The organism is Streptomyces sp. NPDC107562 (genome assembly GCF_055657325.1).
In genome coordinates, this window is the sequence record NZ_JBVKBE010000004.1 from 412253 (window position 1) to 437797 (window position 25545).

22 protein-coding genes are annotated in these 25545 nt (G+C 72.7%); 13 read left to right on the top strand and 9 right to left on the bottom strand.

The annotated features are described in order from the left end of the window. The first annotated feature begins 71 nt into the window (after positions 1-71). Both ACZ7LV_RS16220 and ACZ7LV_RS16225 read left to right on the top strand, forming a co-directional pair. Positions 72-1397, top strand: a complete 1326-nt coding sequence (locus tag ACZ7LV_RS16220) for a hemolysin family protein (RefSeq protein WP_471939795.1) — start codon at positions 72-74, stop codon at positions 1395-1397. Then, on the top strand, positions 1394-2473 hold the full coding sequence (locus tag ACZ7LV_RS16225) for a hemolysin family protein (protein ID WP_471939797.1): 1080 nt from the start codon (positions 1394-1396) through the stop codon (positions 2471-2473). Before ACZ7LV_RS16220 ends, ACZ7LV_RS16225 begins: the two co-directional genes overlap by 4 nt. A gap of 33 nt (positions 2474-2506) precedes the next feature. Here the strand turns inward: ACZ7LV_RS16225 and ACZ7LV_RS16230 are convergent, their stop codons facing one another. Next, a complete protein-coding gene (locus tag ACZ7LV_RS16230; protein WP_471939799.1) occupies positions 2507-4366 on the bottom strand; it encodes an AAA family ATPase in 1860 nt (619 codons plus the stop codon). A 434-nt stretch (positions 4367-4800) separates the two neighbouring features. Next, positions 4801-5457 carry a uridine kinase family protein gene (locus tag ACZ7LV_RS16235; protein ID WP_471939801.1) on the bottom strand — a complete coding sequence of 219 codons (657 nt, stop codon included), beginning with the start codon at positions 5455-5457 and terminating at the stop codon, positions 4801-4803. A gap of 159 nt (positions 5458-5616) precedes the next feature. Between ACZ7LV_RS16235 and ACZ7LV_RS16240 the strand changes: the two genes are divergently transcribed. From ACZ7LV_RS16240 to ACZ7LV_RS16250, 3 genes are all read left to right on the top strand, one after another. Next, entirely contained in the window at positions 5617-6993 is a 1377-nt protein-coding gene (locus tag ACZ7LV_RS16240) for a peptidase C39 family protein (RefSeq protein ID WP_471939802.1), read from the top strand. A gap of 165 nt (positions 6994-7158) precedes the next feature. Further along, positions 7159-7299 (top strand): SCO1431 family membrane protein, encoded by a 141-nt coding sequence (locus ACZ7LV_RS16245; RefSeq protein WP_471939804.1) that lies wholly within the window; start codon positions 7159-7161, stop codon positions 7297-7299. A 65-nt stretch (positions 7300-7364) separates the two neighbouring features. After that, positions 7365-8024, top strand: a complete 660-nt coding sequence (locus tag ACZ7LV_RS16250) for a TetR/AcrR family transcriptional regulator (protein WP_471939806.1) — start codon at positions 7365-7367, stop codon at positions 8022-8024. 74 nt (positions 8025-8098) lie between these two features. Here the strand turns inward: ACZ7LV_RS16250 and ACZ7LV_RS16255 are convergent, their stop codons facing one another. Beyond that, the gene (locus ACZ7LV_RS16255; protein ID WP_471939808.1) at positions 8099-9331 is read right to left on the bottom strand and encodes a glycoside hydrolase family 18 protein; all 1233 of its coding nucleotides are present in this window, start codon (positions 9329-9331) and stop codon (positions 8099-8101) included. Between the two features lie 323 nt (positions 9332-9654). Here ACZ7LV_RS16255 and ACZ7LV_RS16260 point away from each other — a divergent pair, with 323 nt between their 5' ends. Next, on the top strand, positions 9655-10827 hold the full coding sequence (locus ACZ7LV_RS16260) for an acyl-CoA dehydrogenase family protein (RefSeq protein ID WP_471939810.1): 1173 nt from the start codon (positions 9655-9657) through the stop codon (positions 10825-10827). A gap of 515 nt (positions 10828-11342) precedes the next feature. On the opposite strand, the gene ACZ7LV_RS16265 is transcribed toward ACZ7LV_RS16260, so the two are convergent. Further along, complete coding sequence (locus ACZ7LV_RS16265) at positions 11343-11789, bottom strand: hypothetical protein (protein WP_471939812.1); 447 nt, start codon at positions 11787-11789, stop codon at positions 11343-11345. A gap of 269 nt (positions 11790-12058) precedes the next feature. On the opposite strand from ACZ7LV_RS16265, the gene ACZ7LV_RS16270 reads away from it, so the two are divergent. From ACZ7LV_RS16270 to fxsA, 4 genes are all read left to right on the top strand, one after another. Further along, on the top strand, positions 12059-12499 hold the full coding sequence (locus ACZ7LV_RS16270; RefSeq protein WP_086703418.1) for an Lrp/AsnC family transcriptional regulator: 441 nt from the start codon (positions 12059-12061) through the stop codon (positions 12497-12499). 91 nt (positions 12500-12590) lie between these two features. Beyond that, positions 12591-14195 (top strand): amidohydrolase, encoded by a 1605-nt coding sequence (locus ACZ7LV_RS16275; RefSeq protein WP_471939813.1) that lies wholly within the window; start codon positions 12591-12593, stop codon positions 14193-14195. A gap of 568 nt (positions 14196-14763) precedes the next feature. Beyond that, on the top strand, positions 14764-15570 hold the full coding sequence (locus tag ACZ7LV_RS16280; protein WP_471939815.1) for a polyprenol monophosphomannose synthase: 807 nt from the start codon (positions 14764-14766) through the stop codon (positions 15568-15570). A gap of 56 nt (positions 15571-15626) precedes the next feature. After that, the gene (gene fxsA / locus ACZ7LV_RS16285; RefSeq protein ID WP_471939817.1) at positions 15627-16181 is read left to right on the top strand and encodes an FxsA family membrane protein; all 555 of its coding nucleotides are present in this window, start codon (positions 15627-15629) and stop codon (positions 16179-16181) included. Between the two features lie 391 nt (positions 16182-16572). Here the strand turns inward: fxsA and ACZ7LV_RS16290 are convergent, their stop codons facing one another. The 3 genes from ACZ7LV_RS16290 to ACZ7LV_RS16300 form a co-directional block, all read right to left on the bottom strand. After that, on the bottom strand, positions 16573-16947 hold the full coding sequence (locus tag ACZ7LV_RS16290; protein ID WP_003977404.1) for an RNA polymerase-binding protein RbpA: 375 nt from the start codon (positions 16945-16947) through the stop codon (positions 16573-16575). A gap of 266 nt (positions 16948-17213) precedes the next feature. Continuing rightward, complete coding sequence (locus ACZ7LV_RS16295) at positions 17214-18560, bottom strand: MFS transporter (protein ID WP_471939819.1); 1347 nt, start codon at positions 18558-18560, stop codon at positions 17214-17216. Positions 18561-18612: 52 nt separating this feature from the next. Beyond that, positions 18613-19380, bottom strand: a complete 768-nt coding sequence (locus tag ACZ7LV_RS16300; RefSeq protein ID WP_471939821.1) for a glycerophosphodiester phosphodiesterase — start codon at positions 19378-19380, stop codon at positions 18613-18615. Positions 19381-19595: 215 nt separating this feature from the next. Between ACZ7LV_RS16300 and ACZ7LV_RS16305 the strand changes: the two genes are divergently transcribed. Beyond that, positions 19596-21095 carry an SCO1417 family PLP biosynthesis transcription factor gene (locus ACZ7LV_RS16305; RefSeq protein WP_471939823.1) on the top strand — a complete coding sequence of 500 codons (1500 nt, stop codon included), beginning with the start codon at positions 19596-19598 and terminating at the stop codon, positions 21093-21095. Positions 21096-21171: 76 nt separating this feature from the next. Here the strand turns inward: ACZ7LV_RS16305 and ACZ7LV_RS16310 are convergent, their stop codons facing one another. Further along, entirely contained in the window at positions 21172-22770 is a 1599-nt protein-coding gene (locus ACZ7LV_RS16310) for a P-loop NTPase family protein (protein WP_471939825.1), read from the bottom strand. 64 nt (positions 22771-22834) lie between these two features. Then, positions 22835-23029, bottom strand: coding sequence for a hypothetical protein (locus tag ACZ7LV_RS16315; RefSeq protein ID WP_365458266.1), 195 nt, complete (start codon positions 23027-23029; stop codon positions 22835-22837). A 294-nt stretch (positions 23030-23323) separates the two neighbouring features. On the opposite strand from ACZ7LV_RS16315, the gene ACZ7LV_RS16320 reads away from it, so the two are divergent. Together ACZ7LV_RS16320 and ACZ7LV_RS16325 are read left to right on the top strand one after the other, a co-directional pair. Beyond that, positions 23324-23716 carry an ankyrin repeat domain-containing protein gene (locus tag ACZ7LV_RS16320; protein WP_471939827.1) on the top strand — a complete coding sequence of 131 codons (393 nt, stop codon included), beginning with the start codon at positions 23324-23326 and terminating at the stop codon, positions 23714-23716. Between the two features lie 323 nt (positions 23717-24039). Beyond that, entirely contained in the window at positions 24040-25452 is a 1413-nt protein-coding gene (locus ACZ7LV_RS16325; protein WP_471939829.1) for a HEAT repeat domain-containing protein, read from the top strand. Positions 25453-25545: the final 93 nt, after the last annotated feature.

Below are 25545 nucleotides of genomic sequence, written 5' to 3' on the forward strand. Positions count from 1 at the left end.
CCGGCGATGGACGGATCGTCCTGTAGTACCTGCGCCGCCCCCTGCCGACATCGTGCTCGGGCGGCGGCATCATGACCCTCCCCCTGCTGCTTCTGGCAGCCGCGTTCCTGCTCATCCTCGCCAACGGATTCTTCGTCGCGGCCGAGTTCGGCCTTGTGACGGTCGACCGCCCGGACGCCGAGAGGGCCGCCGCCGAGGGCGACCGACGGGCCCACCGGGTCGTCGAGTCGCTGAAGGAGCTGTCGTTCCAGCTCTCCGGCACCCAGCTCGGCATCACCATCACCTCCCTGGTCGTCGGCATGCTCGCCGAACCGGCCCTCGCCGCGCTGCTCGACGGCCCCCTCATGGCCGTCGGCATTCCCGAGGGCGCGGTGTCCGGGGTGGCCGTGGCCGTCGGCATGCTGCTGGCCTCGGCCGTGCAGATGGTCGTCGGTGAGCTCGTCCCCAAGAACTGGGCGGTCTCCCGCCCCATGCAGGTCGCGCGCTTCGTCGCCGGCCCGCAGCATCTGTTCGCACGGGTGTTCAGGCCGGTGATCGCCGCGCTGAACTCCGTCGCCAACCGGCTGGTCCGCGCCCTCGGCGTCGAGCCCACCGAGGAGCTGGCCTCCGCCCGCACCCCGGGTGAGCTCGTCTCCCTCGCCCGGCACTCCGCGCGCGCCGGCGCCCTGGAGCAGGACACCGCGGACCTCTTCGTGCGCACCCTGTCGCTCGGCGAGCTCACCGCGCAGCACGTGATGACCCCACGGGTGAGGGTGAGCGCCCTGCAGTCCTCGGCGACCGCGGAGGACGTGGTCAACCTCACCCGGGCCACCGGGCTGTCCCGCTTCCCGGTCTACCGGGAGCGCATCGACGAGGTCGTCGGCATGGTCCACCTCAAGGACGCGCTCGCCGTCTCCGCGCCGGAGCGGCTGCGCACCCCCGTCGGCCGGATCGCCAAGGCACCCCTGCTGGTCCCCGAGACGCTCCCGGTGCAGCCGCTGCTCGCCCGGTTGCGCAGCGAGCAGCCCATCGCGGTCGTCGTCGACGAGTACGGCGGCACGGCCGGTGTGGTCACGCTGGAGGACATCGTCGAGGAACTCGTCGGCGAGGTCCGTGACGAGCACGACGGGCACGACCGGCCCGAGCTGGTGTCCGCCCCGCCCGAGGACGGCCGCCCGGCCTGGGACGCCGACGGCAGCTGCCGCGTCGACGCCCTGCGGCGCATCGGCCTCGACGTGCCCGAGGGACCCTACGAGACGGTCGCCGGCCTGGTCGCCGACCTGCTCGGACGGATCCCGGCCGCCGGCGACCGCACCGAACTGCCCGGCTGGCGGCTGGCCGTGCGCGAGATCGGGCACTACCGCGCCGAGCGGGTACGCATCGTGCGCACCGCCCCGGTGAGGGAGGCCGTGCGATGAGTCTGCTCCAGCTGCTGTTCGCGGCGCTGCTCGTGCTCGCCAACGGCTTCTTCGTCGGCGCCGAGTTCGCCCTCATCTCGGTGCGCCGCAGCCAGATCGAACCGCTCGGCACGACCCGGGCCCGCCAGGTGCTGTACGGCCTGGAACGCCTGCCGCAGATGATGGCCGCCGCCCAGTTCGGCATCACGATCTGCTCCCTGACCCTCGGAGCGGTCGCCGAGCCGACGGTGGCGCACCTGCTGGAACCGGTCTTCGGCCTGCTCCACGTTCCGCACGCGGTGATCCACCCCCTCGGCTACGTCATCGCGCTCGCCACCGTCGTCTTCTTCCACCTCGTGATCGGCGAGATGGTCCCGAAGAACCTGGCGATGGCGGCGCCGAAGAGGGCGGCGCTGTGGCTCAGCCCCGGTCTGGTCGCCTTCGCCCGCGTCTGCAGGCCGATCACGGTGGCCCTCGGCGCCTGCGCCCGGGGCGTGCTGCGGCTGTTCCGGGTCGAGCCCAAGGACGAGGTCGAGGCGGTGTTCACCAGCGAGCAGCTCAACCGGCTCGTGGAGGACGCCGGCCAGGCGGGCCTGCTCGACCCCGAGGAGGCCGAGCGCCTGGAGGACGCGTTGGAACTGGGCTCCCGCCCGGTCACCGACGTGCTCCTGCGGCGCGAGTCGCTGGTCACGGTGAGCCCTTCCGTGACGCCCGGCGGGATCATCGCGCTGACCGCCCGCACCGGGTACTCCCGCTTCCCGGTGGTCGCCGAGAACGGGGCGTTCATGGGGTACCTGCACGTGAAGGACGTCCTCGACCTGGAGGAGTCGGAGCGGGCCGTGCCCCAGCACCTGTGGCGGCCCATGACGACGCTGCGCTCCGAGCTGCCGCTGGACGACGCGCTCACCGTCATGCGCCGCGCCGCCACCCATCTGGCGCAGGTGGCGGACGGTTCCGGGCGCGTGCTCGGGCTGGTCGCCCTGGAGGACGTACTGGAGCTGCTGGTCGGGGAGGTGACGGATCCCGCGCACCGGGAGCTGCCGCCCCCGCCCGTGCTGTCCGAACCCCGTACGGCCGAGGAGGTCCTGGCCGGCTGAGCCGGCCGGTGCGCGGCGTGGCCGCGGGGTCCGTCACATGGGTGACGGGTCCTGCGGACCCCGGCCCGAGAGCACCTCTCCGTACGCCTGCATCAGGTCCGGCAGCCGCAGCGTCGCCAGGTCGTCGCGCGAGAGCACCCCCGGACAGGTGGACAGCCGCAGGTCCCGGTAGGCGCAGCTCTTCTCGTACAGGGTGCGCAGGAACCGCCCGTTGCCGAGCTCGTCGATCCACCCCTGGTCGACCACGTGCCCCGCGATCGACCGCAGCTCGTCCAGCGACTCCTCGTCCCAGGCGTCCCCGTTCTCCGCGGCCAGCACCTCGCCGATCGCGGTGAGTTCGAGGGGGCGGTAGGAGGGGAAGTCCACGCGGGTGGTGAAGCGGGAGGAGAGCCCGGGGTTCGCGGCGAGGAGGCGGTCCATGCCCTCCGGGTAGCCGGCCAGGATCACCACCAGGTGGTCCCGGTTGTCCTCGGCCCGCTTCAGCAGCACCTGGAGCGCCTCGTCGCCGTAGGCGTCGCCCTTGCCGTAGCCCGAGTTGGACAGCGAGTACGCCTCGTCCACGAACAGCACGCCGCCGAGCGCCGAGTCGATCAGTTCGTTGGCCTTGACGGCGGTCTGCCCGAGGTACTCGCCGACCAGGTCCGCCCGCTGTGCCTCCACGAGGTGGTCGCCGCCGAGCAGCCCGAGGGCGTAGAAGACCCGGCCCAGGATGCGGGCCACCGTGGTCTTGCCGGTGCCGGAGGGGCCGGAGAAGACGAAGTGGCGCTTGGGCGGCTGCACCGGCAGGCCCTGGCCGGCCCGCAGCCGGGCCATGTTCAGCTGTGCGGACAACGCCTTGACCTGGCGTTTCACCGGCTCCAGGCCCACCATGCGCTCCAGTTCGGCGAGCGCCTCCTCCAGCAGAGCGGGGTCGGTGGGACCGGCGGGCAGCGGCGGCGAGGGCAGCACGGTCCGCTCCCGCACCGCCGGATCGGTGACCGAGGGCGGGGGACCGGTGGGCGGCCCGCTGTCGGGCAGTCTCAGGTCCCGGCCCTCGGTACCGAAGAGCGGATCGAGCATGTCGGGACCGTCGACCACGTCCCCCGCCCCGGTGAGCGCGATCGACGCGAAGTCGGCGGAGTCGTCGTAGCCGTCGCCCTCGGCGATCGCCGCGAGCCGGGCGGAGGTGTCCATGAAGGCCGGATCGACGCGGTGCACCGCCCGGTAGAGGGGAAGCGCGGCGGCGGAGCGGCCGGTGCCCTCGTGGGCGCGGGCCAGCCAGTAGCGCAGCTCCTTGCGCTGCGGCTGCTCACTGCGGCAGCGCATCAGGGCCCCCGACAGCAGCGGCTCGGCCTGTCCGTACATCTCCAGGCGGACCCGGGCCATACCGCCGAAGAGGCCGGCCTCGATGCCGAGCAGCGGATCGTCGAGCAGCGGGTCGGTGTGCCGTACCAACTGCTCCCAGTCCTTGACGAGATAGGCACGGCAGGCGTGCAGGAAGCGCACCTGGCGGTCGGTGTCTATGGGGGGCAGGCCCGCGAGGGCGCGGTCCAGTTCGGGGACGTGCCGGCCGTCCAGCCAGTGCGAGGCGTGCGCGAGCAGCAGGTCGCGCGGGCTCTCCAGCACGGGTTGCACCCACCAGCCCAGCCAGTACCAGGAGTTGAGCGTGCGCCGGTGCCGGGTGCGCTGTTCACCGAAGCGGTCCCGGTGCCGGAACATCCGCAGCAGCGCGGTCGTCGTGTCCACCCGCAACGCGTGTAACCCGAGCCAGCCGTCCGCCATCGCGGGATCCAGCCGCACCGCGGCCCGGAACTCCTCCTCCGCCTGCGGATAGGCGCCCATGGTGTACGCGTCCACGCCGCGCAGCCAGGCCAGGTCGGCCGGGGCCTCGGGGCCCTGCGTGCCGAAGTCCATCCCGTCCCCCCACAAACCATGCCCCCGCTGGTTCGCCGCCGGGCCGTCACCCGTCGGCCGACCGATGTCGAACCGCTGTGCTGCGGACCGGAGTTGCCACGGTGCGCGGAGCAGTCGTCCGCAGGTCGCACCGAGGGCATCGTACCGTCGGGCCGGTGCCCGCCGTAGGGTGCGGCAGCGGGCGTTCGGCGAGGTGGGAGCTCACGGGGCACGCCGCGCGTGGTGACCGAGGGTGAGCGGATCGCGCCTCGGAGCGGCTGCCGGAAGTGAATGAGGGCAGAACGAAGCCCCCGGTCACGGGGGAACAACCGGGGGCTTCGCGTCTGTCGGCGACCCCCTGGGGCCGCACATTGAGAACGTAAGACCTGTACGGCCCCCCGGTCAAGCCGAGTTGAGGCAGTCGGCCAAGTTCAGCCGCAGGGGTCTTCACCAGTTCAGCACATTGCGGATGGCCCGTCACCGTGCGTCATCTTCTGGTCCGGACCAGGCGGTCCCGCAGGCCCCGGAATCACCTCGTATCCCGTGTGCAACGGGCGTACCAGCATGTCGGCGAAGGGGCGCGAGGGGTCCGCGTCGAAATGCCGCCGTTCCGCCTGGACCCACCCGGCCCAGAAGTCCCGCTGCTCCTCCCCGTCCCGCGACTGTCCCCGCGCCCAGGCGTCCTCGTGCGGAAACTCCAGCCACAGCAGATGCGCCAGGCGCGGCCGCAGGGCACGCCGGCCGGCGCCGACTCCCTCGACGAGGACCACCGGGGCGGGCGGCAGCGGACGGGGCGGCCCGAACCGGCGGGCCCGCCAGTCGTAGGGGGCGTACCGCGCGGTCTCACCCCGCCCGAGAGGCTCGATCACCTGGCCGATCAGGCGCTCGGTCCAGGCGAACAGCTCGTCGTGACTGGCGATGTCGTCGAGGTGCAGCACGGGCGCGCCGCCCAGCGCGTCCGCCAACTGCCCGGCGAACGTGGTCTTTCCGGAGCCCGCGTGCCCGTCGACGCCGATCAGGCGGACGGGGCCGCAGGACGGCGGCAGCTCGCCCAGCAGACGGGCGAGCCGGGGCAGCGCGGTGGCCGGGGCAAGGCGGTACGAGTGCGACACCTCCCCATCATCCCCCAGCTCATGCCAGTGGTCCCTACCAATATTGCCGGGCGCGGCATGCCCCGAAGTGCTGGCAGTGACGGCCTCCTGAGGCCATAGTTGGCGCACACATCCGTGCAGTGGACCTGCCCCGACTCGGACCCTGGGAGTCATCCGCCCATGAGCAGAGCCGAACAGCCGTCCCGCAGAGCCCTCCTGGCCGCAGCGGTCGCCGCCGCCGTCGCGGGCAGCGCGGGCCCGGCGGTCGCCGCCCCGTCCGCCGATGCCGAGGACCCGGTGGCGGCCGGCCTCACCAAGGTGCCCGCACGCCTGGTCGACAACCGCTTCTGGACGACGTACGCCGACTGGCGCGCCGGATCCACCCAGGGCACCCGTGCCGTCGACGGCACGCGCCCCGGTGTGGTGATCGCCTCGCGGGCCGGCACCACCAGCTACCCCGATCCGCACACCGGCACGACCTCCACCTGGGAGTACGCGACCTGGACCGGGCCGGTGCACCGGCTCGCCGTCCCCGCGACGGAGGTGATCGCCTCCTGGAACGCGCACACACCGGCCGGCACCTGGATCCAGGTGGACCTGCGCGGCACCTACTCCGACGGCACGGACACGCCCTGGTACGTCATGGGCCGCTGGGCGGCCGGTGAGCAGGACATCCGGCGCACCTCGGTGGACGACCAGACCGACGGCAGAAGCACCATCTGGACGGACACCTTCTCCGTCGACGACCCGGCGTCGGGTCTGCGCCTGACCTCGTACCGGCTGCGTCTGACGCTCTACCGCAAGCCCGGCACCCGGCTCACGCCGACGGTCTGGCGGGTCGGCGCGATGGGCTCCGACGTCCCGGACCGCTTCACGGTCCCGGCGTCCGAGCCCCGCCTGGCCAAGGAGCTGCTCGTACCGAGGTACTCGCAGGAGATCCACAAGGGGCAGTACCCGGAGTACGACAACGGCGGCGAGGCCTGGTGCAGCCCGACCTCCTCGCAGATGATCGTCGAGTACTGGGGCGGTCGGCTCAGCAAGGAGCAGCTGTCCTGGGTGAACCCGGACTTCGCGGACCCGCAGGTGTGCCACGCGGCCCGGCACACCTACGACTACCAGTACGCGGGCTGCGGCAACTGGCCGTTCAACGCCGCCTACGCCGCGACCTTCCCGGGTCTGCAGGGCGTGGTCACCCGGCTCGGCTCGCTCACCGACCTGGAGGTGCTGATCGCGGCCGGCATCCCGGCCATAACGTCCCAGTCGTTCCTGGAGAAGGAGCTGACCGGCGCGGGCTACGGCACCTCCGGCCACCTGATGACCGTGATCGGCTTCACCGCCGAGGGCGATGTGATCGCGAACGACCCGGCCTCTCCGAGCAACCAGGCGGTGCGGCGGGTCTACGACCGGCGCGAGTGGGAGAACATCTGGCTCCGCACCAAGCGCTACAACGCCTCCGGCAACGTGTCCTCCGGCACCGGCGGCGTCTGCTACCTGTACTTCCCGGCGCGTCCGACCGTCCGCCAGCGGCTGGCGCTCGCGGCGGTGGGAGTGCGCTGACCCCGGCGGCGGCCGTCCGCCGCCACGGCCCCGACGGCTCCCGGCAGCACGCCGGGAGCCGTTGTGCTGTGACCGACGTCTCCGTCGCAAATGCCGCCGACCATGGCAAGGTGGACAGATCGGTGGGGGGAGTCCACCGCCCGTACGACACATCAGCGAGAGATCATGAGCGCAGAGTCAGCCACCGCCGCCCGCGTCCGGACCGGCGGCCCCAAGGACGACGGCCCGAAGATCGTCGAACACATCGCGGGCTGGGCCCTCGTCGTGGTGCTCGCGATGCTCGTGACGCAGCTGGGACTGCTGTGATCTGACCGGTGGGCCGACCTGCCATACTGCGCTTGTCCCGCCACCCGTTGGAACCAGGGTCGAAATTGAATATCAGCCAACAGCGCGACGCCGTCCGGCCCCGGGCGCGCGGCACCGAGCGTTCGGCGGCTCGCCGCGCCGAACTCATCGCCATCGGGCGCAGGTTGTTCTCCGACACGTCGTACGACGCGCTCTCGATGGACGACATCGCCCGGCAGGCCCACGTCGCGAAAGGGCTGATCTACTACTACTTCCAGTCCAAGCGGGGCTACTACCTGGCCATCGTCCAGGACTCGGTCACCGACTTCGTCACCTACGCCGCCGGCGGTCTGGAACTCGCCCCCGTGGACCGGGTGCACCGCACGATCGACGGTTACCTGCGCTACGCCGAGCACAACCACGCCGCCTACCGCACGATCGTCAGTGGCGGTGTCGGTTTCGACACCGAGGTGCACGCGATCCGGGACGGGGTGCGCGAGGCCATGGTGGCGACCCTCGCCGAAGGGGCGTACGGGCAACGGGAGATCGCCCCGCTCGCGCGGATGGGCCTGCTCACCTGGGTGTGCGGTGTCGAGGGCGCCACCCTCGACTGGATCGACCGCTCCGACCTCACCCGCGACACGATGCGCGAACTGCTGGTGAAGACCCTGGGCGGCGCCATGCGCGCGATCGAGGAACTGGACCCGTCGTACCCGGCCCCGGAGCCGGCCCGCCGGGACGGCTGAGGCCGAAGCGGCGAACGCAGACGCACAAGGGGCGCAGGTCCACCAGGACCGCGCCCCTTGCCGTGTTCCGGCGGCTAGTTGATCGCCCTGATCAGCTCACCGTTCGCGGTGTCCCCGCTCAGCTCCCAGAAGAACGTACCGCCCAGGCCCTGCTGGTTCTTGTACGTCATCTTGGTGGCGATGGTCGCCGGGGTGTCGTAACTCCACCAGTTGTTCCCGCACTTGGCGTACGCGGTGCCCGCCACCGTGCCGTTCGCCGGGCACTTGGTCTTCAGCACCTTGTAGTCCTCGATGCCGGGCTCGTACGTCCCCGCCGCCGGCCCGGTCGCCGTGCCGCCCGGTGCCGCCTGGGTGACGCCGGTCCAGCCGCGGCCGTAGAAGCCGATGCCGAGCAGCAGCTTGGACGACGGGATGCCGAGGCCCTTGAGCTTGGCGATGGTGGCCGAGCTGTGCAGGTTCGGCTTCGGGATGCCGGTGTACGAGGTCAGCGGCGAGTGCGGCGCGGTCGGTCCCGCCGCGTCCCACGCGCCGAAGAAGTCGTACGTCATCGGGTTGTACCAGTCGACGTACTGGGCCGCCCCCGCGTAGTCGGCGGCGTCGATCTTGCCGCCGGCGGTGGCGTCGGCGGTGATCGCGGCGGTGACCAGGTTGCCGGAGCCGAACTTGGCCCGGACGGCGGCCATCAGGTTCTTGAACGCCGCCCGGCCGCTGGTGTCGCAGGTGGCGCCGCAGGCGTTCGGGTACTCCCAGTCGATGTCGATGCCGTCGAAGACGTCCGCCCACTTGGAGTTCTCGACCAGGTCGTAGCAGGACTGGGCGAAGGCCGCCGGGTTGCGCGCGGCTTCGGTGAAGCCGGCCGACCAGGTCCAGCCGCCGAACGACCACAGGATCTTGAGTCCGGGGTGCTTCTTCTTCAGCTCGCGCAGCTGGTTGAAGTTGCCGCGCAGCGGCTGGTCCCAGGTGTCCGCCACGCCGTCCACGGACTCGGCGGCGGTGTGGGTGCGGTCGGTCGCGGCGTAGGCGTCACCCATCGCGCACTTGCCGCCGGTGACGTTCCCGAAGGCGTAGTTGATGTGGGTGAGCTTGGCGCCGGAACCGGAGGTCTCGATGTTCTTGACCAGGTACTTGCGGTCGTAGGTGCCCCATTCGGTGAAGTAGCCGACGACCTTGGAGCCGGCCGCCTGCGGGGCTGCCGGGGCGGCGGTGGCGGTGCCGAGACCCGTCAGGAGCCCGGCGCCGAGGGCGGCGGAACAGACGGCGGCGACGAGCGCCCGGAAGCGGACGCGGGGACTGAGGCGGATGTGCATCGGGTGGTCTCCTCGTGGGGGAGAGGGGGACTGCCGATTGGCATGAACGCGATGAGGCGTTGGTGATCCGTCACAGTAGGAGGACTAGACCAGTGGGGTCAATGGTGCGGACCAATCTGACGCGGCGGGGAATTCCTGAAGTAAGCGGTCGTTAACCGGTGACGTGCTGCGTCCGATCGGGCATACTCACAGCGCGCAGCCGCTGGTCAGCAGCTTTCGTGACCCGGGAGTAGGAGCATCGGCCGCATCAGTGAGACCCGGCGGAGCCGCCCCACCCATGGCGTGCGCCCGCCGCAGCGCCCGAAAGGGAGGAGAGCGTCGCCATGCCCGACCGCGCCCCGCAGCCGGTGGACCGGCTACTGCCCACGGACGAGGCCCGGGATCTGATCTCGCTCGTCCGCGACATCGCGCAGCGCGAGATCGCCCCGCACGCGGCCGCGGAGGAGGACGCCGGACGCTTCCCCCGCGACGTCTTCACCCTCCTGTCCCGGTCGGGGCTGCTCGGCCTGCCGTACGACGCCGAGTACGGCGGCGGCGACCAGCCCTACGAGGTCTACCTCCAGGTCCTCGAAGAGCTCGCCATGGCCCGGTTGACGGTCGGCCTCGGGGTCAGCGTCCACACCCTCGCCTCCTACGCCCTCGCCGCCTACGGCACCAAGGAGCAGCAGGTCGAGCATCTGCCCGCGATCCTCGGCGGCGGCCTGCTCGGCGGGTACTGCCTGTCCGAGCCGGCCTCCGGCTCCGACGCGGCCTCCCTGCGCACCAAGGCCGTCCGGGACGGCGACGACTGGGTGATCACCGGCACCAAGGCCTGGATCACGCACGGCGGCGTCGCCGACTTCTACACCGTCATGGCCCGCACCGGCGCGGACGGCCCACGCGGCATCACCGCCTTCCTGGTGCCCGGCGACGCCGAAGGGCTGAGCGCGGCCGCCCCCGAGAAGAAGATGGGCATGAAGGGCTCGCCCACCGCCCAGGTCCACCTCGACGGGGTGCGCGTTCCCGACGCGCGGCGGCTCGGCGAGGAGGGACAGGGCTTCGCGATCGCCCTGTCCGCGCTCGACTCCGGACGGCTCGGCATCGCCGCCTGCGCGATCGGCGTGGCACAGGCGGCGCTGGACGAGGCCGTCGAGTACGCCACCGGGCGCAGGCAGTTCGGGCGGCCGATCGCCGACTTCCAGGGGCTGCGCTTCATGCTCGCCGACATGGCGACCCAGATCGAGGCGGGCCGCGCGCTGTACCTCGCGGCGGCGCGACTGCGCGACGCCGGACGGCCCTTCGCCCGGCAGGCGGCGATGGCCAAGCTGCACTGCACCGACACGGCCATGAAGGTGACCACCGACGCCGTCCAGATCCTCGGGGGCTACGGCTACACGGCGGACTTCCCGGCCGAGCGCTACATGCGGGAGGCCAAGGTCCTCCAGATCGTCGAGGGCACCAACCAGATCCAGCGGATGGTCATCGCCCGTCACCTGGCAGGTCCGGAGACGCGCTGAACTGACCGGCCTTGACCAGGGGCGCCGCCAGCCGGATCCATTCCGGGTCGTGGTGCCCCGGCAGGGTGCGGCCGCCGTGCGCCCACGTGCGCATCAGATCGCGGTAGATGGGCGGGTCGGGAAGCGGTTGGGCCTGCGGCGGTGGCGGCGGGAGCGGGGTCGGCAGCGGGCGCGGGGCGTGCGGAAGCGATTCTGCGTACCGGGGAGCGAAAACGCGGTACTGACGCCCGGTCGTGGACGAGGTAGGGGTCGGGGTCATATCTGGGCAACGCGACGGTATGCGGACAGGTCACCGGGCCCCGGAATCGAGCGTGGGTTCGTCGCCCGTTCCGGTCGTCCCCGCCGGCGGGGTCCGCCGTACCGCGACCCTGGCCCCCGACGTCGAGTGGCCGCCGAACCGCCTCTGCGCACCCGCGTGTTGTGCTCGGCGGGCCCGGACGCGCCGGTCCCGCACCACGGCGGCCTGAGCGCCACGGTGCGGGGCGGCTACGGGAGTCGAGGCCGAGCGCGGTGGCTCAGGCAGCGTGGCGCCGCATGACGGGGACCCGCATCGGGCGCGAGCCCGGGCCGCCGACGTGCGAGAAGGGCTGCGTGCGCCAGTCCAGCCCCTGAGGGAGCGTCAACAGCAGTGCGGTCTGCTGCTCCTGGGGCTCGATGGACTCGTCCGCGGGGCGCGCGTCGGCGGCCCGGCGGCCCGTCCCGGCGCAGACCGTGAGTCCGAACGGGTTCCACGGCGAGGCGCACAGCGCGTGCTCCGGGAGGAAGTCCTCGTCCGCGAGCAGGGCGATGGGCTGTGCGCAGTCCGGGCAGATCACCCGGTACATCTCGAAGGTGTCGTACGCGTCGAGTTCGTCGGCTTCCTCGCCACCGAAGGCGTCGGGTTCGACGCCCTCCGGCTCGGGCTCGACGACCAACTGCTGCCGCTTGGGTGCGGTACGACCAGGGCGCTTAAGACTCTGCATGGGATTCTCCCCCTCGGGCTGGGCCGTGAAGGCGCTGCGGCCTCGACCACAGCAAGCACTTCCCAGCGCCTCCGCGGGGTAATCACGACTTCATTACGGAGACTGTTCGAAGCCTGTGGCGTTCGTCACATGCCGCTCGCAGGTGCCGCGGCCTGGTGCATTTGTCCCCCGAGCGGCTCACGTGCGGCCCGCCGGGACGTCACGAACCGGGCATGACCTGCACGGCTCAGGTGTCCCATGAGGTCAGGCGCACTGTAGGTTCTTGCGCCATGGAGGAGCTGGACCGACAGATCGTGCAGCTGCTCGTCAAGGACGGGCGGATGAGTTACACCGACCTGGGCAAGGCCACGGGGCTGTCCACGTCGGCCGTGCACCAGCGGGTGCGCCGGCTGGAGCAGCGCGGTGTGATCCGCGGGTACGCCGCGGTCGTCGACCCGGAGGCGGTCGGGCTGCCGATGACCGCGTTCATCTCGGTGAAACCGTTCGACCCCAGCGCCCCCGACGACATCGCGGACCGGCTCGCCGGCGTCCCCGAGATCGAGGCCTGCCACAGCGTCGCCGGCGACGAGAACTACATCCTCAAGGTGCGGGTCGCGACACCGCACGAGCTGGAGGAGCTGCTGGCCCGGGTGCGCTCGCTCGCGGGCGTCTCGACGCGCACGACGGTGGTGCTGTCCACGCCGTACGAGGCCCGGCCGCCACGGGTCTGACGGGCTCCCGGCGCCGCCCCCGGTGCACGGGCCGGGCGCCGCGGGGCACCTGCGTGCGGCAGGGGGCGCGCGAGGCGGGAGACTGTCTGTCATGAGTGAGAGCACCGTCCCGACCAAGACCGTCCTGCTGCGCCGCGGAGAGGTCCACAGTCCCGCCGATCCGTTCGCGACCGCGATGGTCGTCGAGCGCGGCCAGGTCGCCTGGGTCGGCTCCGAGGGCGCCGCCGACGCCTTCGCGGACGGCGTGGACGAGGTGGTGGACCTGGACGGTGCCCTGGTGACCCCGGCGTTCACCGACGCCCATGTGCACACCACCTCCACCGGTCTGGCCCTGACCGGCCTCGACCTGTCCGGCGCCCGCTCCCTGGACGAGGCGCTCGCCCGCGTGCGGGAGTTCGCCACCGCGCGCCCCCACGACCGCGTCCTGCTCGGCCACGGCTGGGACGCGGCACGCTGGCCCGGCGGCCGCCCCCCGGCCCGCGCCGAACTCGACGCGGCCACCGGCAACCGCCCCCTCTACCTGAGCCGCATCGACGTCCACTCCGCGGTCGTCAGCACCGCCCTGCTCGACCTCGTGCCCGGTCTGGAGCGGCAGGAGGACGCGCCCCTCACCCGCGAGGCCCACCACGCCGTGCGTGCCGCCGCGTTCGCGGCCGTGACGCCCGCCCAGCGCACCGAGGCCCAGCGCGCCGCCCTCGCGCACGCCGCCTCCCTCGGCATCGGATCGGTCCATGAGTGCGCCGGGCCGGACATCTCCTCCGAGGACGACTTCACCGCCCTGCTGAGGCTCGCGGCCGAGGAGGCCGGCCCGCGCGTCGTCGGCTACTGGGCCGAGCGCGACATCGACAAGGCGCGCGAGCTGGGTGCGACCGGCGCGGCCGGAGACCTGTTCGTGGACGGCGCCCTCGGCTCGCACACCGCCTGTCTGCACGAGTCCTACGCCGACGCGGACCACACCGGCACCGCCTACCTGGACGCCGACAGCGTCGCCGCGCACGTGGTCGCCTGCACCGAGACGGGCCTCCAGGCGGGCTTCCACGCCATCGGCGACGCCGCCGTCGCCACCGTCGTCCAGGGCGTGCGCGCCGCCGCCGAGAAGCTCGGCCTCGCCCGTGTCCGCGCCGCCCGGCACCGCGTCGAACACGCGGAGATGCTCACCCCCGAGACCATCGCCGCCTTCGCCGAACTCGGCCTCACCGCCTCGGTCCAGCCGGCCTTCGACGCGCTGTGGGGCGGCCCGGACGGCATGTACGCCCAGCGCCTCGGCGCTGAACGCTCCGCCCTGCTGAACCCCTTCGCGGCGATGCTGCGCGCCGGCGTCCCGCTGGCGTTCGGCTCCGACAGCCCGGTCACACCCCTGGACCCGTGGGGCACCGTCCGCGCCGCCGCCTTCCACCGCACGCCCGCGCACCGGGTGTCCGTACGCGCCGCCTTCACGGCGCACACCCGGGGCGGGTGGCGGGCCGTCGGACGGGACGACGCGGGCGTCCTGGTGCCGGGCGCGCCCGCGGACTACGCCGTGTGGCGCACCGGCGCGCTCGTGGTGCAGGCGCCCGACGACCGGGTCGCGCGCTGGTCGACCGACCCGCGCTCGGGCACCCCCGGGCTGCCCGACCTGACCCCCGGCTCCGATCTGCCCGTCTGCCTGCGCACCGTGGTGGGCGGCCGTACCGTGTTCGTGCGGCCGAGCGAGTGATCTCCCGGGGTGGCGCGGAGAGGATCGGTGCCCCGAGCGGTGTCTCACGACCTGCGTAACCACCGGGCCGACCCGCGCCACGCGGGAAGACCCGCAGGTCGTACGGCTATTGACAGGCGGCGGCCCGGGGCGGGTAGGTTCGGCCGAGTCCACCACGGGACGCCCGACCGGGCATCGTCCGCACACTCGTCGCGGCGCCGCTGGGTCAGGGACGGTGTACCGCACCGGGGCACCGTCACTGGGAGCCAGGCACAGCGACCGCGCCACGGCGGGGGAACGTTCCGGCCAGGTCGGCACGGTGTGACCCGGATGGGGCCCGGGCGCTCAGTAGACAACGGCTTCAGGTCGATCCGCAGCCAGCGGGTCCCAGGTCGGCCCGAAGGGCGCCGGGCTCCCATCCGCCGGGCGATGGCGAGCCCGCATGGCCCGCATCTCCCGCATAGAGGACCAAACTGCCATCCTTACCCCAGTCCCTCGGATGTGACACCACCTTGGCGACGTCTCCTCGCGTCGGTGCAGGCGGCGGCCACTATGGTGGAGCCGTGCGGACTGACGTGAAGGGGCAGCAGTGAACGACGGCGAGGGGAACCGCGCGGCAGAGGCCCAGGGGAGGCGCTTCGGCCCGCTCGGCGCGGTCTTGGTGATCATTCCGACCTACAACGAGGCGGAGAACATCGAGACCATCGTCGGCCGGGTGCGGGAGGCGGTCCCCGAGGCCCACGTGCTCGTGGCCGACGACAACAGCCCCGACGGCACCGGCAAGATCGCCGACGAGCTGGCGGCCGGTGACGAGCGGGTCCACGTGCTGCACCGCAGGGGCAAGGAGGGGCTCGGCGCCGCCTACCTGGCCGGCTTCCGCTGGGGCATGGAGCACGACTTCGGCGTCCTGATCGAGATGGACGCCGACGGCTCCCACCAGCCCGAGGAACTGCCCCGGCTGCTCACCGCCCTGAAGGGCGCCGACCTGGTGCTGGGTTCCCGCTGGGTGCCCGGCGGCCGGGTCGTGAACTGGCCCAAGTCGCGTGAGTACATCTCCCGCGGCGGCAGCCTGTACTCGCGCGTGCTGCTGGACGTCCCGATCCGGGACGTGACGGGCGGCTACCGCGCCTTCCGCCGCGAGACCCTGGAGGGTCTCGGCCTCGACGAGGTCGCCTCCCAGGGCTACTGCTTCCAGGTCGACCTCGCCCGCCGCGCCATCAAGGCCGGCTACCACGTCGTCGAGGTCCCGATCACCTTCGTCGAGCGCGAGCTCGGGGACTCCAAGATGAGCCGCGACATCCTGGTCGAGGCCTTGTGGCGGGTCACCACGTGGGGCGTGGGCGAGCGGGTCACCAAGCTGATGGGCAAGGGCGGGCCGGGGCCCACGCGGTCGTAGGTCGGTCGCCGCAGGCGCTTATCCCGTGCTGAGCGGGTGCCAGGCACACTGGGGGCATGACGACTGGCGCTTCGAACCCTCCCTATCCCGCCCGGCCCCGGCGCTCGCGGCTGCGTACGTTCCTGCCGCTGGGCATCGCCGCCTGGCTGGTGCTGGAGATCTGGCTGCTGACCGTGGTCGCGGGCGCGGCGGGCGGTTTCACGGTGTTCCTGCTGCTGGTCGCCGGATTCGTGCTGGGCTCGGTGGTCATCAAGCGGGCCGGGCGGCGCGCCTTCCAGAACCTCAACGAGGCGCTGCAGCGCGGTGTGCCGCCGTCCAGCGGCGGGGGAAGCGGTCTGATGATGCTGGGCGGCCTGCTCCTGATGCTGCCCGGCCTGGTCTCGGACGCGGCCGGTCTGCTCCTGCTGCTGCCGCCGGTCCAGAAGGCCGTCGGCCGCTACACGGAGCGGACGGTGGACCGCAAGCTTCGGGCCGCCGGCCCCGGAAGCTTCGGCGACGCCTTCCAGCAGGCCCGCATTCACCGCCCGGACGGCAAGGTCGTGCAGGGTGAGGTCATCAGGGACGAGCCGGGCGACGCTCCTCAGGAACCCCGCCCGCCGCTGAACCGCTGAGGCCGCCCGGACACCAGGCCGGCACAGCGCCCTGAAGCAAGGGGGCCGACCGAGGTCGGCGCGGCGCACCGGCACGACCGGGGCGTCCGGCCGACCCGCCGTGGCGGCGGACCGCCGTTTCCGGCCGGCCATCCGTGGGCGGAACAGAAGAAGGTCCCGGCCGACCGGCCGGGGTCCGCTGAGCCGTCCGTGTCCGCCTCCCACCCCGAAGGGCGGAGCCCCCGCTCGGCCCGCAGGCACACCAAGGACTACGGGCACCCGCGGCCACCACGGACGGCAGCGGGCGCGCGCGAGCAGCACGAAACGACCGCGGGCGCCGTACGCACACTCACGTACGGCGCCCGCGGTCAATGGGGGTGCTGTGTGAAACCCCGCCGAAGCCGCTCGGGAACTAGGCGGACTTGCGGCTGTCTCGGGGGTGCACCGCGATGTTCATGGCGCCGGAGCGCAGAACGGCGAGACGCTCTTCGAGGACCTCTTCGAGCTCCTCACGTGTGCGCCGCTCCATCAGCATGTCCCAATGCGTACGCGCCGGCTTGGCCTTCTTCTCCTCCGGGCCGTCGCCATCCACGAGGAGTGCCTGGGCCCCGCAGACCTTGCACTCCCACTCCGGCGGAATCTCCGCCTCGACCGAGAAGGGCATCTCGAACCGGTGCCCCTTCTCGCATGCGTACTCCACGGCCTGGCGCGGGGCCAGGTCGATGCCGCGGTCCGTCTCGTAGCTGGTCACCACGAGGCGCGTGCCGCGAAGAGCTCGCTCACTCATGAATCGTGCCTCCCGGGCTTGTCGCCCACAGGACAGGTGTCGCTGTCGTCGTCATCCGGTCAACGTCCGGTCGGCGGTAAAGATTCCCGTTCGGAGTCCCGTTCCGGGTCATGCGTCGCCGTCGTAGCCGCCCATGTTGTACCCACCAGCGCCCGGTTTGTCACATCTGACAGCAGATGTCACCCAGCGTTTCGGCATCTTTGACGCGCAGTAACGGTACGCCTGGCAGGCCAAACGCGTACACTACCGCCCTTTCGCCGTCAGTGCTAAATCCGTTCGGGGACCGGGTTCCCGGCTTCCGCCACCGCACGCCGCACCGGCACGCGCGCCAGCAGGACGAAGCCCAGGGCGAAGAACGCCACCAGCGAGATGATCGCGTCGCGGTAGCTCCCGGTCAGCTGATAGGTGAGTCCGAACAGCAGCGGCCCCAGCCAGCTCATCCCGCGGTCGCTCAGCTCGTACGCCGAGAAGTACTCGGCCTCCTTGCCCGGCGGGACCAGATGGGAGAAGAGCGAGCGCGACAGGGCCTGGCTGCCGCCGAGGACGAGCCCGATCCCGGCGGCCAGGACGAAGAACCAGACCGGTGCCCCGGCGGGCAGGAAGTACCCGGCGGCCAGGATGACCGTCCAGGCGATCAGCGAGCCAAGGACCGTGCGTTTGGCGCCGTACCGGCGGGCCAGGCGGCCCAGCCCCAGGGCGCCGAACACCGCGAGCACCTGGACCAGCAGCACCGCGCCGATGAGCGTGGACTGCCCAAGGCCCAGTTCCTTCGAGCCGTACACCGAGGCCTGGGTGATCACCGTCTGGATGCCGTCGTTGTAGACGAGGTAGGCCAGCAGGAAGGACAGCGTCAGCGGGTGGCGGCGCATGTCGCGGATCGTCGCCGCGAGCTGCCGCCAGCCGGTGACCGCCGACTCGCGCGCGGGGGAGCGGCGGTCGCGCAGCCGGCGCAGCGGGATCAGCGCGAACGCGCCCCACCACAGCCCCGCCGATGCCAGGCAGATGCGCACGGCCATGCTCTCCGAGAGCCCGAAACTGTCGTGGGCGAGGTAGAGGACCAGGTTGACGACCAGGACCAGCGCGCCCGCCGCGTAGCCGAAGGCCCACCCGCGCGAGGAGACCGCGTCCCGTTCCTCCGGCGGCGCGATCTGCGGCAGGTAGGAGTTGTAGAGCATCATCGCCACCGACTGCGCCGCGTTCGCGACGATCAGCAGCACGCCGCCGAGCAGGTACCGATCACCGTCCAGCAGGAACATGCAAGCCGTGGCCGCGGCGCCGAGATAGGCGGCGGCGCCCAGCAGCGGCTTCTTGCGGCCGGTGCGGTCGGCGGCGGCGCCCACCAGGGGCATCACCAGCACGGCCACGATCACGGACAGGGACACCGAGTACGCGAAGAAGGAACCGGCGCGCACCGGGATGCCCAGCGGATGGACGAAGCCCTCCGCGTCGGCGGCCGACTCGGCCACCGACGTCAGATAGGGGCCCAGGAACACGGTGAGCACGCTCGTCGAGTAGACGGAGCACGCCCAGTCGTAGAAGTACCAGCCGCGCTGTTCGCGCCGCCGTCCGGCCGCGTCGTCCGCCGCCGGTGTCCGCAGGGTGTCGGTGCCCACCCGTGCCCTCGCTTCCCCGTCAAGTGCCGTGCGCGGGACGCCGTCCGGGGCGTCAGACCCAGACGCCCCGGTCCTCCATGACCTTGCGCAACGTGTCGATGTGATCGGTCATGATGCCATCGACGCCGAGGTCCAGGAGCCGGTGCATCCGCTCCGCCTCGTTGATGGTCCACACATGCACCTGCAACCCGCGCGCGTGGGCGGCGCGCACGAACCGCTGGTCCACCACCTGGATGCCGGACTGCGTCTCGGGCACCTGGGCGGCGACGGCGGAGCGGCGCAGCGCGGCCGGCACGCCCCAGGAGCGCAGCCGCAGGTTGAGCACCCCCCGGGTGCCGTACGAGGTCGCCAGGCGCGGCCCTGCCAGGCGCTGGGCGCGCACCACGCGGGCCTCCGAGAACGAGCCGACGCAGATCCGGTCCCAGGCGTCGGTGCGGCCGATCAGGTCCAGGAAGGGGTGGAGGGCCGACTCGGCCTTCAGGTCGACGTTCCAGCGGACCTCGGGGAAGGTCTCCAGCAGCTCCTCGAAGAGCGGCACCGGCTCGGCGCCCGCCACACGCGCCTGCCGTACGTCGTCCCAGGGCAGGTCGGCGATGCGGCCCGCACCGTCGGTCACCCGGTCGAGCGTCGCGTCGTGGAAGGCGACGATCCGCCCGTCCCGGGTGACGTGGACGTCGGTCTCGATGTACCGGTAGCCCATCTCCACCGCGCGCCGGAACTGGAGCGTGGTGTTCTCCAGGCCGTCCGCGGCACCGCCCCGATGGGCGAAGGCGATCGGGCCGGGGTGGTCGAGATAGGGATGGCGTATGTGCGTGCTCACGGACGCAGTATGGCGCGCCGGGGTTGACCCGCGGCAAAGCCGGTGCTTCCGCCGGATGCCGGGACAGCGGCGAACACGTCGCCCCGGGGGCGGCGGGTGGGTGACGGCCCGGGCGGACGGGTCCCCTGGTGGTGTCGGTGGCCTGGCGCGTGGCACCCTGTGGCAGGGGGAGTGGCGCGACCAGAGGCCAATTCGGGGAAGGTGGACTGATCGTCATGGGGCAGTGGACCTCGGCGGTGGGTGCGGCACAGCTGGCACGCCAGCTCCGGTCGCAACAGGACCGCCCGGCGGGACCGGGATCGCGCCGGCCGCCCGCCTACCGGGCGCTCGCCGACGGCATCCGGCTGCTGGTCCTGGAAGGGCGGGTTCCGGTCGCCGCGCGGCTGCCCGCCGAACGCGAGCTCGCGCTCGCCCTGTCCGTCAGCCGCACCACGGTCGCAGCCGCCTACGAGGCGCTGCGCGCCGAGGGGTTTCTGGAGTCCCGGCGCGGCGCCGGCAGCTGGACCGCCGTGCCGGCCGGGAACCCGCTTCCCGCGCGCGGGCTCGAACCGCTGCCCCCCGAGGCGCTCGGCTCGATGATCGACCTCGGCTGCGCGGCACTGCCCGCGCCGGAGCCCTGGCTCACCCGTGCCGTCCAGGGCGCCCTGGGCGAGCTCCAGCCGTACGCGCACACGCACGGGGACTACCCGGCCGGGCTGCCCGCGCTGCGCTCGATGCTCGCCGAGCGCTACACCGCGCGTGGGATCCCCACCATGCCGGAACAGATCATGGTGACGACCGGCGCGATGGGTGCCATCGACGCCATCTGCCACCTGTTCGCCGGCCGTGGCGAGCGCGTCGCCGTCGAGTCGCCGTCGTACGCCAACATCCTGCAGCTGATGCGGGAGGCGGGCGCCCGGCTGGTGCCCGTGGCGATGGCCGAAGGGCTCAGCGGCTGGGACGTGGACCGCTGGCGGCAGGTGCTGCGGGACGCGGCGCCGCGCCTCGCCTACGTCGTCGCCGACTTCCACAACCCGACCGGCGCGCTGGCCGGCGAGGACCAGCGCAGGCAGCTCGTGGAGGCGGCCCGCTCGGCGGGGACCGTGATCGTCGCCGACGAGACGATGAACGAGCTGTGGATGGACCCCGACGTCGAGATGCCGCGCCCGGTGTGCGCCTTCGACCCGGCCGGGTCGACCGTCGTCACCGTCGGCTCCGCCAGCAAGGCCTTCTGGGCCGGGATGCGCATCGGCTGGGTGCGGGCGGCGCCCGACGTCATCCGCAGCCTGGTCGCCGCGCGCGCGTACGCCGATCTGGGCACGCCGGTGCTGGAGCAGCTCGCCGTGCACTGGCTGTTCGGCACCGGTGGCTGGGAGCAGGCCGTTCAGCTGCGGCGCGGGCAGGCGCGGGACAACCGGGACGCCCTGGTCGCCGCGGTGCGCCGGGAGCTGCCCGACTGGGAGTTCGAGGTCCCGCAGGGCGGGCTCACCCTGTGGGTGCGCACGGGAGGACTGTCGGGCTCGCGCCTCGCCGAGGCGGGGGAGCGGGTCGGGGTACGGGTGCCGTCCGGTCCCCGCTTCGGTGTCGACGGCGCCTTCGAGGGGTATGTGCGGCTGCCGTTCACCGTGGGGGGCGCGGTGGCCGAGGAGGCGGCGGTACGCCTGGCCGCGGCGGCCCGTCTGGTGAGGAGCGGCGCGACGGTGGGGGCGGAGACGCCGCGGACGTTCGTGGCGTAGCCACGGGGGCGTTCCGGGACGACCCGGCCCCCGCGGCCGGGCCGCCGCGGGGGCCTCGTCGGGTGAGGGGGAGGGGTCAGGAGCTCTCCGCCACCGCCGCCTTCGCCGCGACCGGTCCAGGCACCGGTGCTCCCGTCACCACCCGGTCCGCCGCCGCGTCCGCCGGAGTCGTGCGGGGCGGGAGCAAGTCCAGCACGGCCTGGCGGTGGGCGTCGCTCGTGGCGTCGTCGTACGGGTCGGGGGTGGCCGGGACCTGGAGGCGCAGGACCGGGCCCGCGCCCAGGCGGGCGTAGCCGCGGCCGGCGGGGACGTGCGCGACCGGGGTGGTGTGCGGGGGCGCCCCGAGGAAGGTCGTGAGCTGTTCCCTGGTGGCGGGGCCGAGGACCACCCGCGCGCGGGTGTGCTGCCGCACCGGTTCGCTCAGCGTGTCCAGGCTGTCGAACTGCTCGGCGATCACCACCGTGACGTTCGCGGCGCGGCCGTGCCGGAGCGGTACCTGGAGCAGGGTCTGTGGGTCCTGGCGGCCGTCCGCGGCGGCGACGTGGGCGAGCGCCGCCGGGCGGTCCAGCAGGATCCACAGGGGCCGCTTGGTGTCGTCCGGTGCCGGTTGGCCGGCCTGACGCGCGCGGTTGACGGCGATCAGCCGCCGCTCCGTCTCGGTCGCCGCCCACTCCAGGCTGGCCAGCGCCCCGGCCGGGGCGCACTCCACGGCAAGGACGCCGTCCCGCCCGATCAGGCAGGCGTACTCGCCGGTGCCGCCGCCCTCGACGACGAGCACGTCGCCGTACTGCAGGGCCTGGAGCGCCACGGAGCGCAGCAGGGTCGAGGTGCCGCTGCCCGGCTGGCCGGTGACCAGCAGGTGGGGCTCGGTCGAGCGGATGCCCGTGCGCCACACCACGGGCGGCACGTCGCGCTGCTCGTCGCCGTGGACCAGCGGCAGCGTGCGCTGGACCTCGCTCGCGTCGGTGAAACCGAGGACCGTCTCCCCGGGTGCCGTCACGAAGCGTTGGGCGGCGATGTCGGCGGGCAGGGGCGCGAGGACGGTGACCGTGAGCTGGTTGGCCTCCTCGTCCCACAGGAAGTGGTACTCGCGGTCGCGGCCCGCCTTGGCCGTCAGCAGGTGCTCGACACGCGCGCGTGCCTCCGCCTCGCTGTCCGCGAAGTACGCCGGGTAGCGCACCTCCAGGTGCGCGATCCGGCCCGCGGCGTCGAACTCGTACTCCGGGAAGACCTTCTCCCACTCCCCGCCGTGGGCGTACAGGGGAGCGGGGTCCTCCGCCACCGAGAAGCACGGGACCAGTGCCTCGTACAGGGACGTGAGGCGCTGCGTCTGGGTCTCGTCGGGCCCCTCGGGAGCCGGGGGCGTGCGGTCCCGCCCCTGCCAGGCTGCCGCCGCCATCAGGGCGATGGCGGCGAGCAGCGGACCGTAGGGCGCGAGCGCCACGGCGAGGATCACCGAGGCCACCAGGAACAGCAGATGGCCGCGCTTGTCCTTGGGTGTCTCCACCCACTTGCGCCGTCCGGCCGCCGCCAGCCGGCGCAGCCCCCTGGTGACGATGATCAGCGGGTGGAGGACGTCGGTGGCGCTGTCGGCCGCCGTGCGGGCCAGTTCCCGGCTCCTGGCCAACTGCAGGCCGCCGTGGCTGAGAATGCGGGGAAGTGGGCGCCGTGCCACTGCTGTCTCCTGGAGGTGCGTGCGTGCGGGCGGGACGGTGCGGCCGGACGGCCGGTGGGTGGGGTCAGAACTTGATGCCGCCCAGGAGACCCGCCAGGCTCTCGCCGCCCGCCTTGATGCTCGGCGCGATGGCCGTGCTCGCGAGGTAGAAGCCGAACAGGGCCGCGATGCAGGCATGGGACGCCTTCAGTCCGTCCCTGCGGAAGAAGATGAAGACGAGGATGCCGAGCAGGACGACGCCTGAGATGGACAGAATCATGAGGTCTCCTGGTGTCGAGGGGGACAGTCACCATCAGTGCTTCCCTGTTCACAGGATGTATCTATACGATAAAAGGTGCAACTGAGTGAAATCTGGTTGATATCGTCCGTACGGCGGAGCCGTGGCCGCCCTGGGGCACCACGGGTCTGCGCCCGGCGGGTGCAATGCTGATCTTTGCCTCGGGCCTGGCCGGTCATGTCCCCGCGCAGCCAGTACGCTGGCGATTCACCCGGAGAGCCCAGCGGTGTGCCAGCCGCGGTTCGTACGCGTACGCAGTGAGAGGTGGTCCGGCCGATGACCGAAGCCCCCGACCCCGAGGTCGTGGAGCTCGCGACCAAGATCTTCGATCTGGCCCGGCAGGGGCAGACGGAGGCGCTCGTGGCCTACGTCGACGCCGGCGTGCCGGTCAACCTCACCAACGACCGCGGCGACTCCCTGGTGATGCTCGCCGCCTACCACGGCCACGCCACGACGGTGCGGGAGCTGCTGGCCCGTGGCGCCGAGGCGGACCGCGTCAACGACCGGGGCCAGACGCCCCTCGCCGGGGCGGTCTTCAAGGGGGAGCAGGAAGTGATCAAGACCCTGCTGGAGGGCGGCGCCGACCCGGCCGCGGGTACCCCCTCAGCCGTGGACACCGCCCGGATGTTCGGCAAGGCGGAGCTGCTGGAACTGTTCGGCACCACCTGAGACACCACCCCGGCCACGCGGGACAGGCCCGCCGGCCGGGCAGGACACGGAAAACGGGGGAGGCGGTACCTGGCCGCCGGAAATATCGGTCGCGGCATCGAGAAGTGCCGGGTCATCATGACGTCGTGATTCACGGACGCGATGGCTGGGCAGGTGATGCCGCACCGCGTGGGCCGTGACGCGGCCCGCAGGGGCCACCGACGAGAGGCAGAGGAAGATGGTCTACAGCAAGCAGAAGACGGCGGGCGCCCCGACGTGTTGTCACGCGGCCAGGTAGAGCACGTTCCCCGGTTGCGTCGACGCTTGATGTGAGGCTGTTTCCCATGTTCGATCCGGTCATAGCGCCCAGCGGTACGCTGCTCGGCCTGCTTCAGCGGGGCCGCGGCGACGGCACTCTGCACGCGCTCACCGCCCCGCGCCCCGAGGCCCTCGCGGCCCTGAACCACTGTGTGCTGCGCGATCCCCGCCACGACTGGCAGGTGGAGAACCGCTCCCTGTACTACGCCCGCCTCTACCTCGACCTGAACGGCGAGCTGGACGCGATCGAGGCGCACCTCTTCGCCCCCGAGGACGTCGTCGACGACGACGAGTCCCGCACCGGGCTCGCCCTCTCCGTCCTCGGTCATCTGGCCTCCTACGGCAGGCGCGACGCGCTCGTCCTGCTGCGCCGGTACGCCGCCCAGGGCTCCAACTGGGCCTGGGCCCTGGACGAACTGGCGCTGCGCGACGACGACGCCGGACTGCGCGCCCTGGCCCTGCCCGTGCTGGCCCGCTTCCCGGCCGACGCCGCGGGCGAGGCCGAGCTTGCCGCCGTGGTGCGGGACGCCTTCGAGCCGCGGCCCTGGCGGCTGTGGGCCGAGGATGCGCGCGCTGCCGTCGGCAAGCGGGTGCGTGCCGCGCAGGAAGCCGGCTGCTTCGACCGCTGGCAGCGGCAGATGCGACCGGCCGGCCCCCGTCCCGGGTGGAGTGTGCAGGCCGTGTTCGAGTGGGCCCAGCAAGGCATCGAACGTGGTGTCGCGCTGCACGTCCCCGCTGCCCGCTGCCTGTCCGCCGTCGCCGGTCCTGAGGACCGGGCCGAGATCGTCCGGGCCGCCAGGGACGGCAGTGAGGGCGCCCGCTGCACCGCGCTGCGCTATCTCGCGGACACCGACGACCCCGACGTCCTCGACCTGGTCGAGGCGGCCGTGGTCACCGGCTCCGCGCCGGTCGTCGAAGCCGCCGTCGAGGCCTTCGAACGGATGCGTGGCGCGGCCGCCGTCGAGCGGGCGCGCGGCTGGGCCCGCCGGCCCGATCCGCTGGGTGCTGCGGCCGGACGCGTGCTCGCCTGCCGGGGCGGCGCCAAGGACAGCGACCTGGTCCTCGGCGCGATCCGGGAGGCCGTGCGCGGCGAAGGTCCCGACGCGCCGACCCTGTGGACGCTCGTGGACGGCGCCGGACGGCTCGGCATCGGCTGCGCCGCACCGGTTTTGCGCCACGTCTACCGCGAGACCGGCTCGTCCCATCTACGGGGCAGGGCCGCCCGGGCCCTCGCCGCGACCGACCCCTCCTTCCCCTCGGGTTTCGGTGTCGAGTGCCTCTGGGACTGTGAGGAGACCACCCGGGAGCTCGCCGCCCGGCACGCCGAGACGGGGGACGCCCGCGTCGTCGAGCAACTGCGCCGACTCGCCTCCGACCCCGCCGAGGAGGCGGAGGTCCAGACCGCCGTACGCAGCCGGATCGGCCCCGAAGCCATGTGAACGCCACCCGTCCCCCGCGGGGGGTGACAGGGCGCCGTCGTACCCGCTGGGTGAACGGCAGGCGACCCGGAGATCAGGAGTGCGTGGCCGCGG

What these genes read in the sequence shown, in the direction of transcription:
- ACZ7LV_RS16220 (WP_471939795.1), top strand. Translation starts at nt 72, where the DNA reads ATGACCCTCCCCCTGCTGCTTCTGGCAGCCGCGTTCCTGCTCATCCTC.
- ACZ7LV_RS16225 (WP_471939797.1), top strand. Translation starts at nt 1,394, where the DNA reads ATGAGTCTGCTCCAGCTGCTGTTCGCGGCGCTGCTCGTGCTCGCCAAC.
- ACZ7LV_RS16230 (WP_471939799.1), bottom strand. Translation starts at nt 4,366, where the DNA reads ATGGACTTCGGCACGCAGGGCCCCGAGGCCCCGGCCGACCTGGCCTGG.
- ACZ7LV_RS16240 (WP_471939802.1), top strand. Translation starts at nt 5,617, where the DNA reads ATGAGCAGAGCCGAACAGCCGTCCCGCAGAGCCCTCCTGGCCGCAGCG.
- ACZ7LV_RS16245 (WP_471939804.1), top strand. Translation starts at nt 7,159, where the DNA reads ATGAGCGCAGAGTCAGCCACCGCCGCCCGCGTCCGGACCGGCGGCCCC.
- ACZ7LV_RS16255 (WP_471939808.1), bottom strand. Translation starts at nt 9,331, where the DNA reads ATGCACATCCGCCTCAGTCCCCGCGTCCGCTTCCGGGCGCTCGTCGCC.
- ACZ7LV_RS16260 (WP_471939810.1), top strand. Translation starts at nt 9,655, where the DNA reads ATGCCCGACCGCGCCCCGCAGCCGGTGGACCGGCTACTGCCCACGGAC.
- ACZ7LV_RS16265 (WP_471939812.1), bottom strand. Translation starts at nt 11,789, where the DNA reads ATGCAGAGTCTTAAGCGCCCTGGTCGTACCGCACCCAAGCGGCAGCAG.
- ACZ7LV_RS16270 (WP_086703418.1), top strand. Translation starts at nt 12,059, where the DNA reads ATGGAGGAGCTGGACCGACAGATCGTGCAGCTGCTCGTCAAGGACGGG.
- ACZ7LV_RS16275 (WP_471939813.1), top strand. Translation starts at nt 12,591, where the DNA reads ATGAGTGAGAGCACCGTCCCGACCAAGACCGTCCTGCTGCGCCGCGGA.
- fxsA (WP_471939817.1), top strand. Translation starts at nt 15,627, where the DNA reads ATGACGACTGGCGCTTCGAACCCTCCCTATCCCGCCCGGCCCCGGCGC.
- ACZ7LV_RS16290 (WP_003977404.1), bottom strand. Translation starts at nt 16,947, where the DNA reads ATGAGTGAGCGAGCTCTTCGCGGCACGCGCCTCGTGGTGACCAGCTAC.
- ACZ7LV_RS16305 (WP_471939823.1), top strand. Translation starts at nt 19,596, where the DNA reads ATGGGGCAGTGGACCTCGGCGGTGGGTGCGGCACAGCTGGCACGCCAG.
- ACZ7LV_RS16315 (WP_365458266.1), bottom strand. Translation starts at nt 23,029, where the DNA reads ATGATTCTGTCCATCTCAGGCGTCGTCCTGCTCGGCATCCTCGTCTTC.
- ACZ7LV_RS16320 (WP_471939827.1), top strand. Translation starts at nt 23,324, where the DNA reads ATGACCGAAGCCCCCGACCCCGAGGTCGTGGAGCTCGCGACCAAGATC.
- ACZ7LV_RS16325 (WP_471939829.1), top strand. Translation starts at nt 24,040, where the DNA reads ATGTTCGATCCGGTCATAGCGCCCAGCGGTACGCTGCTCGGCCTGCTT.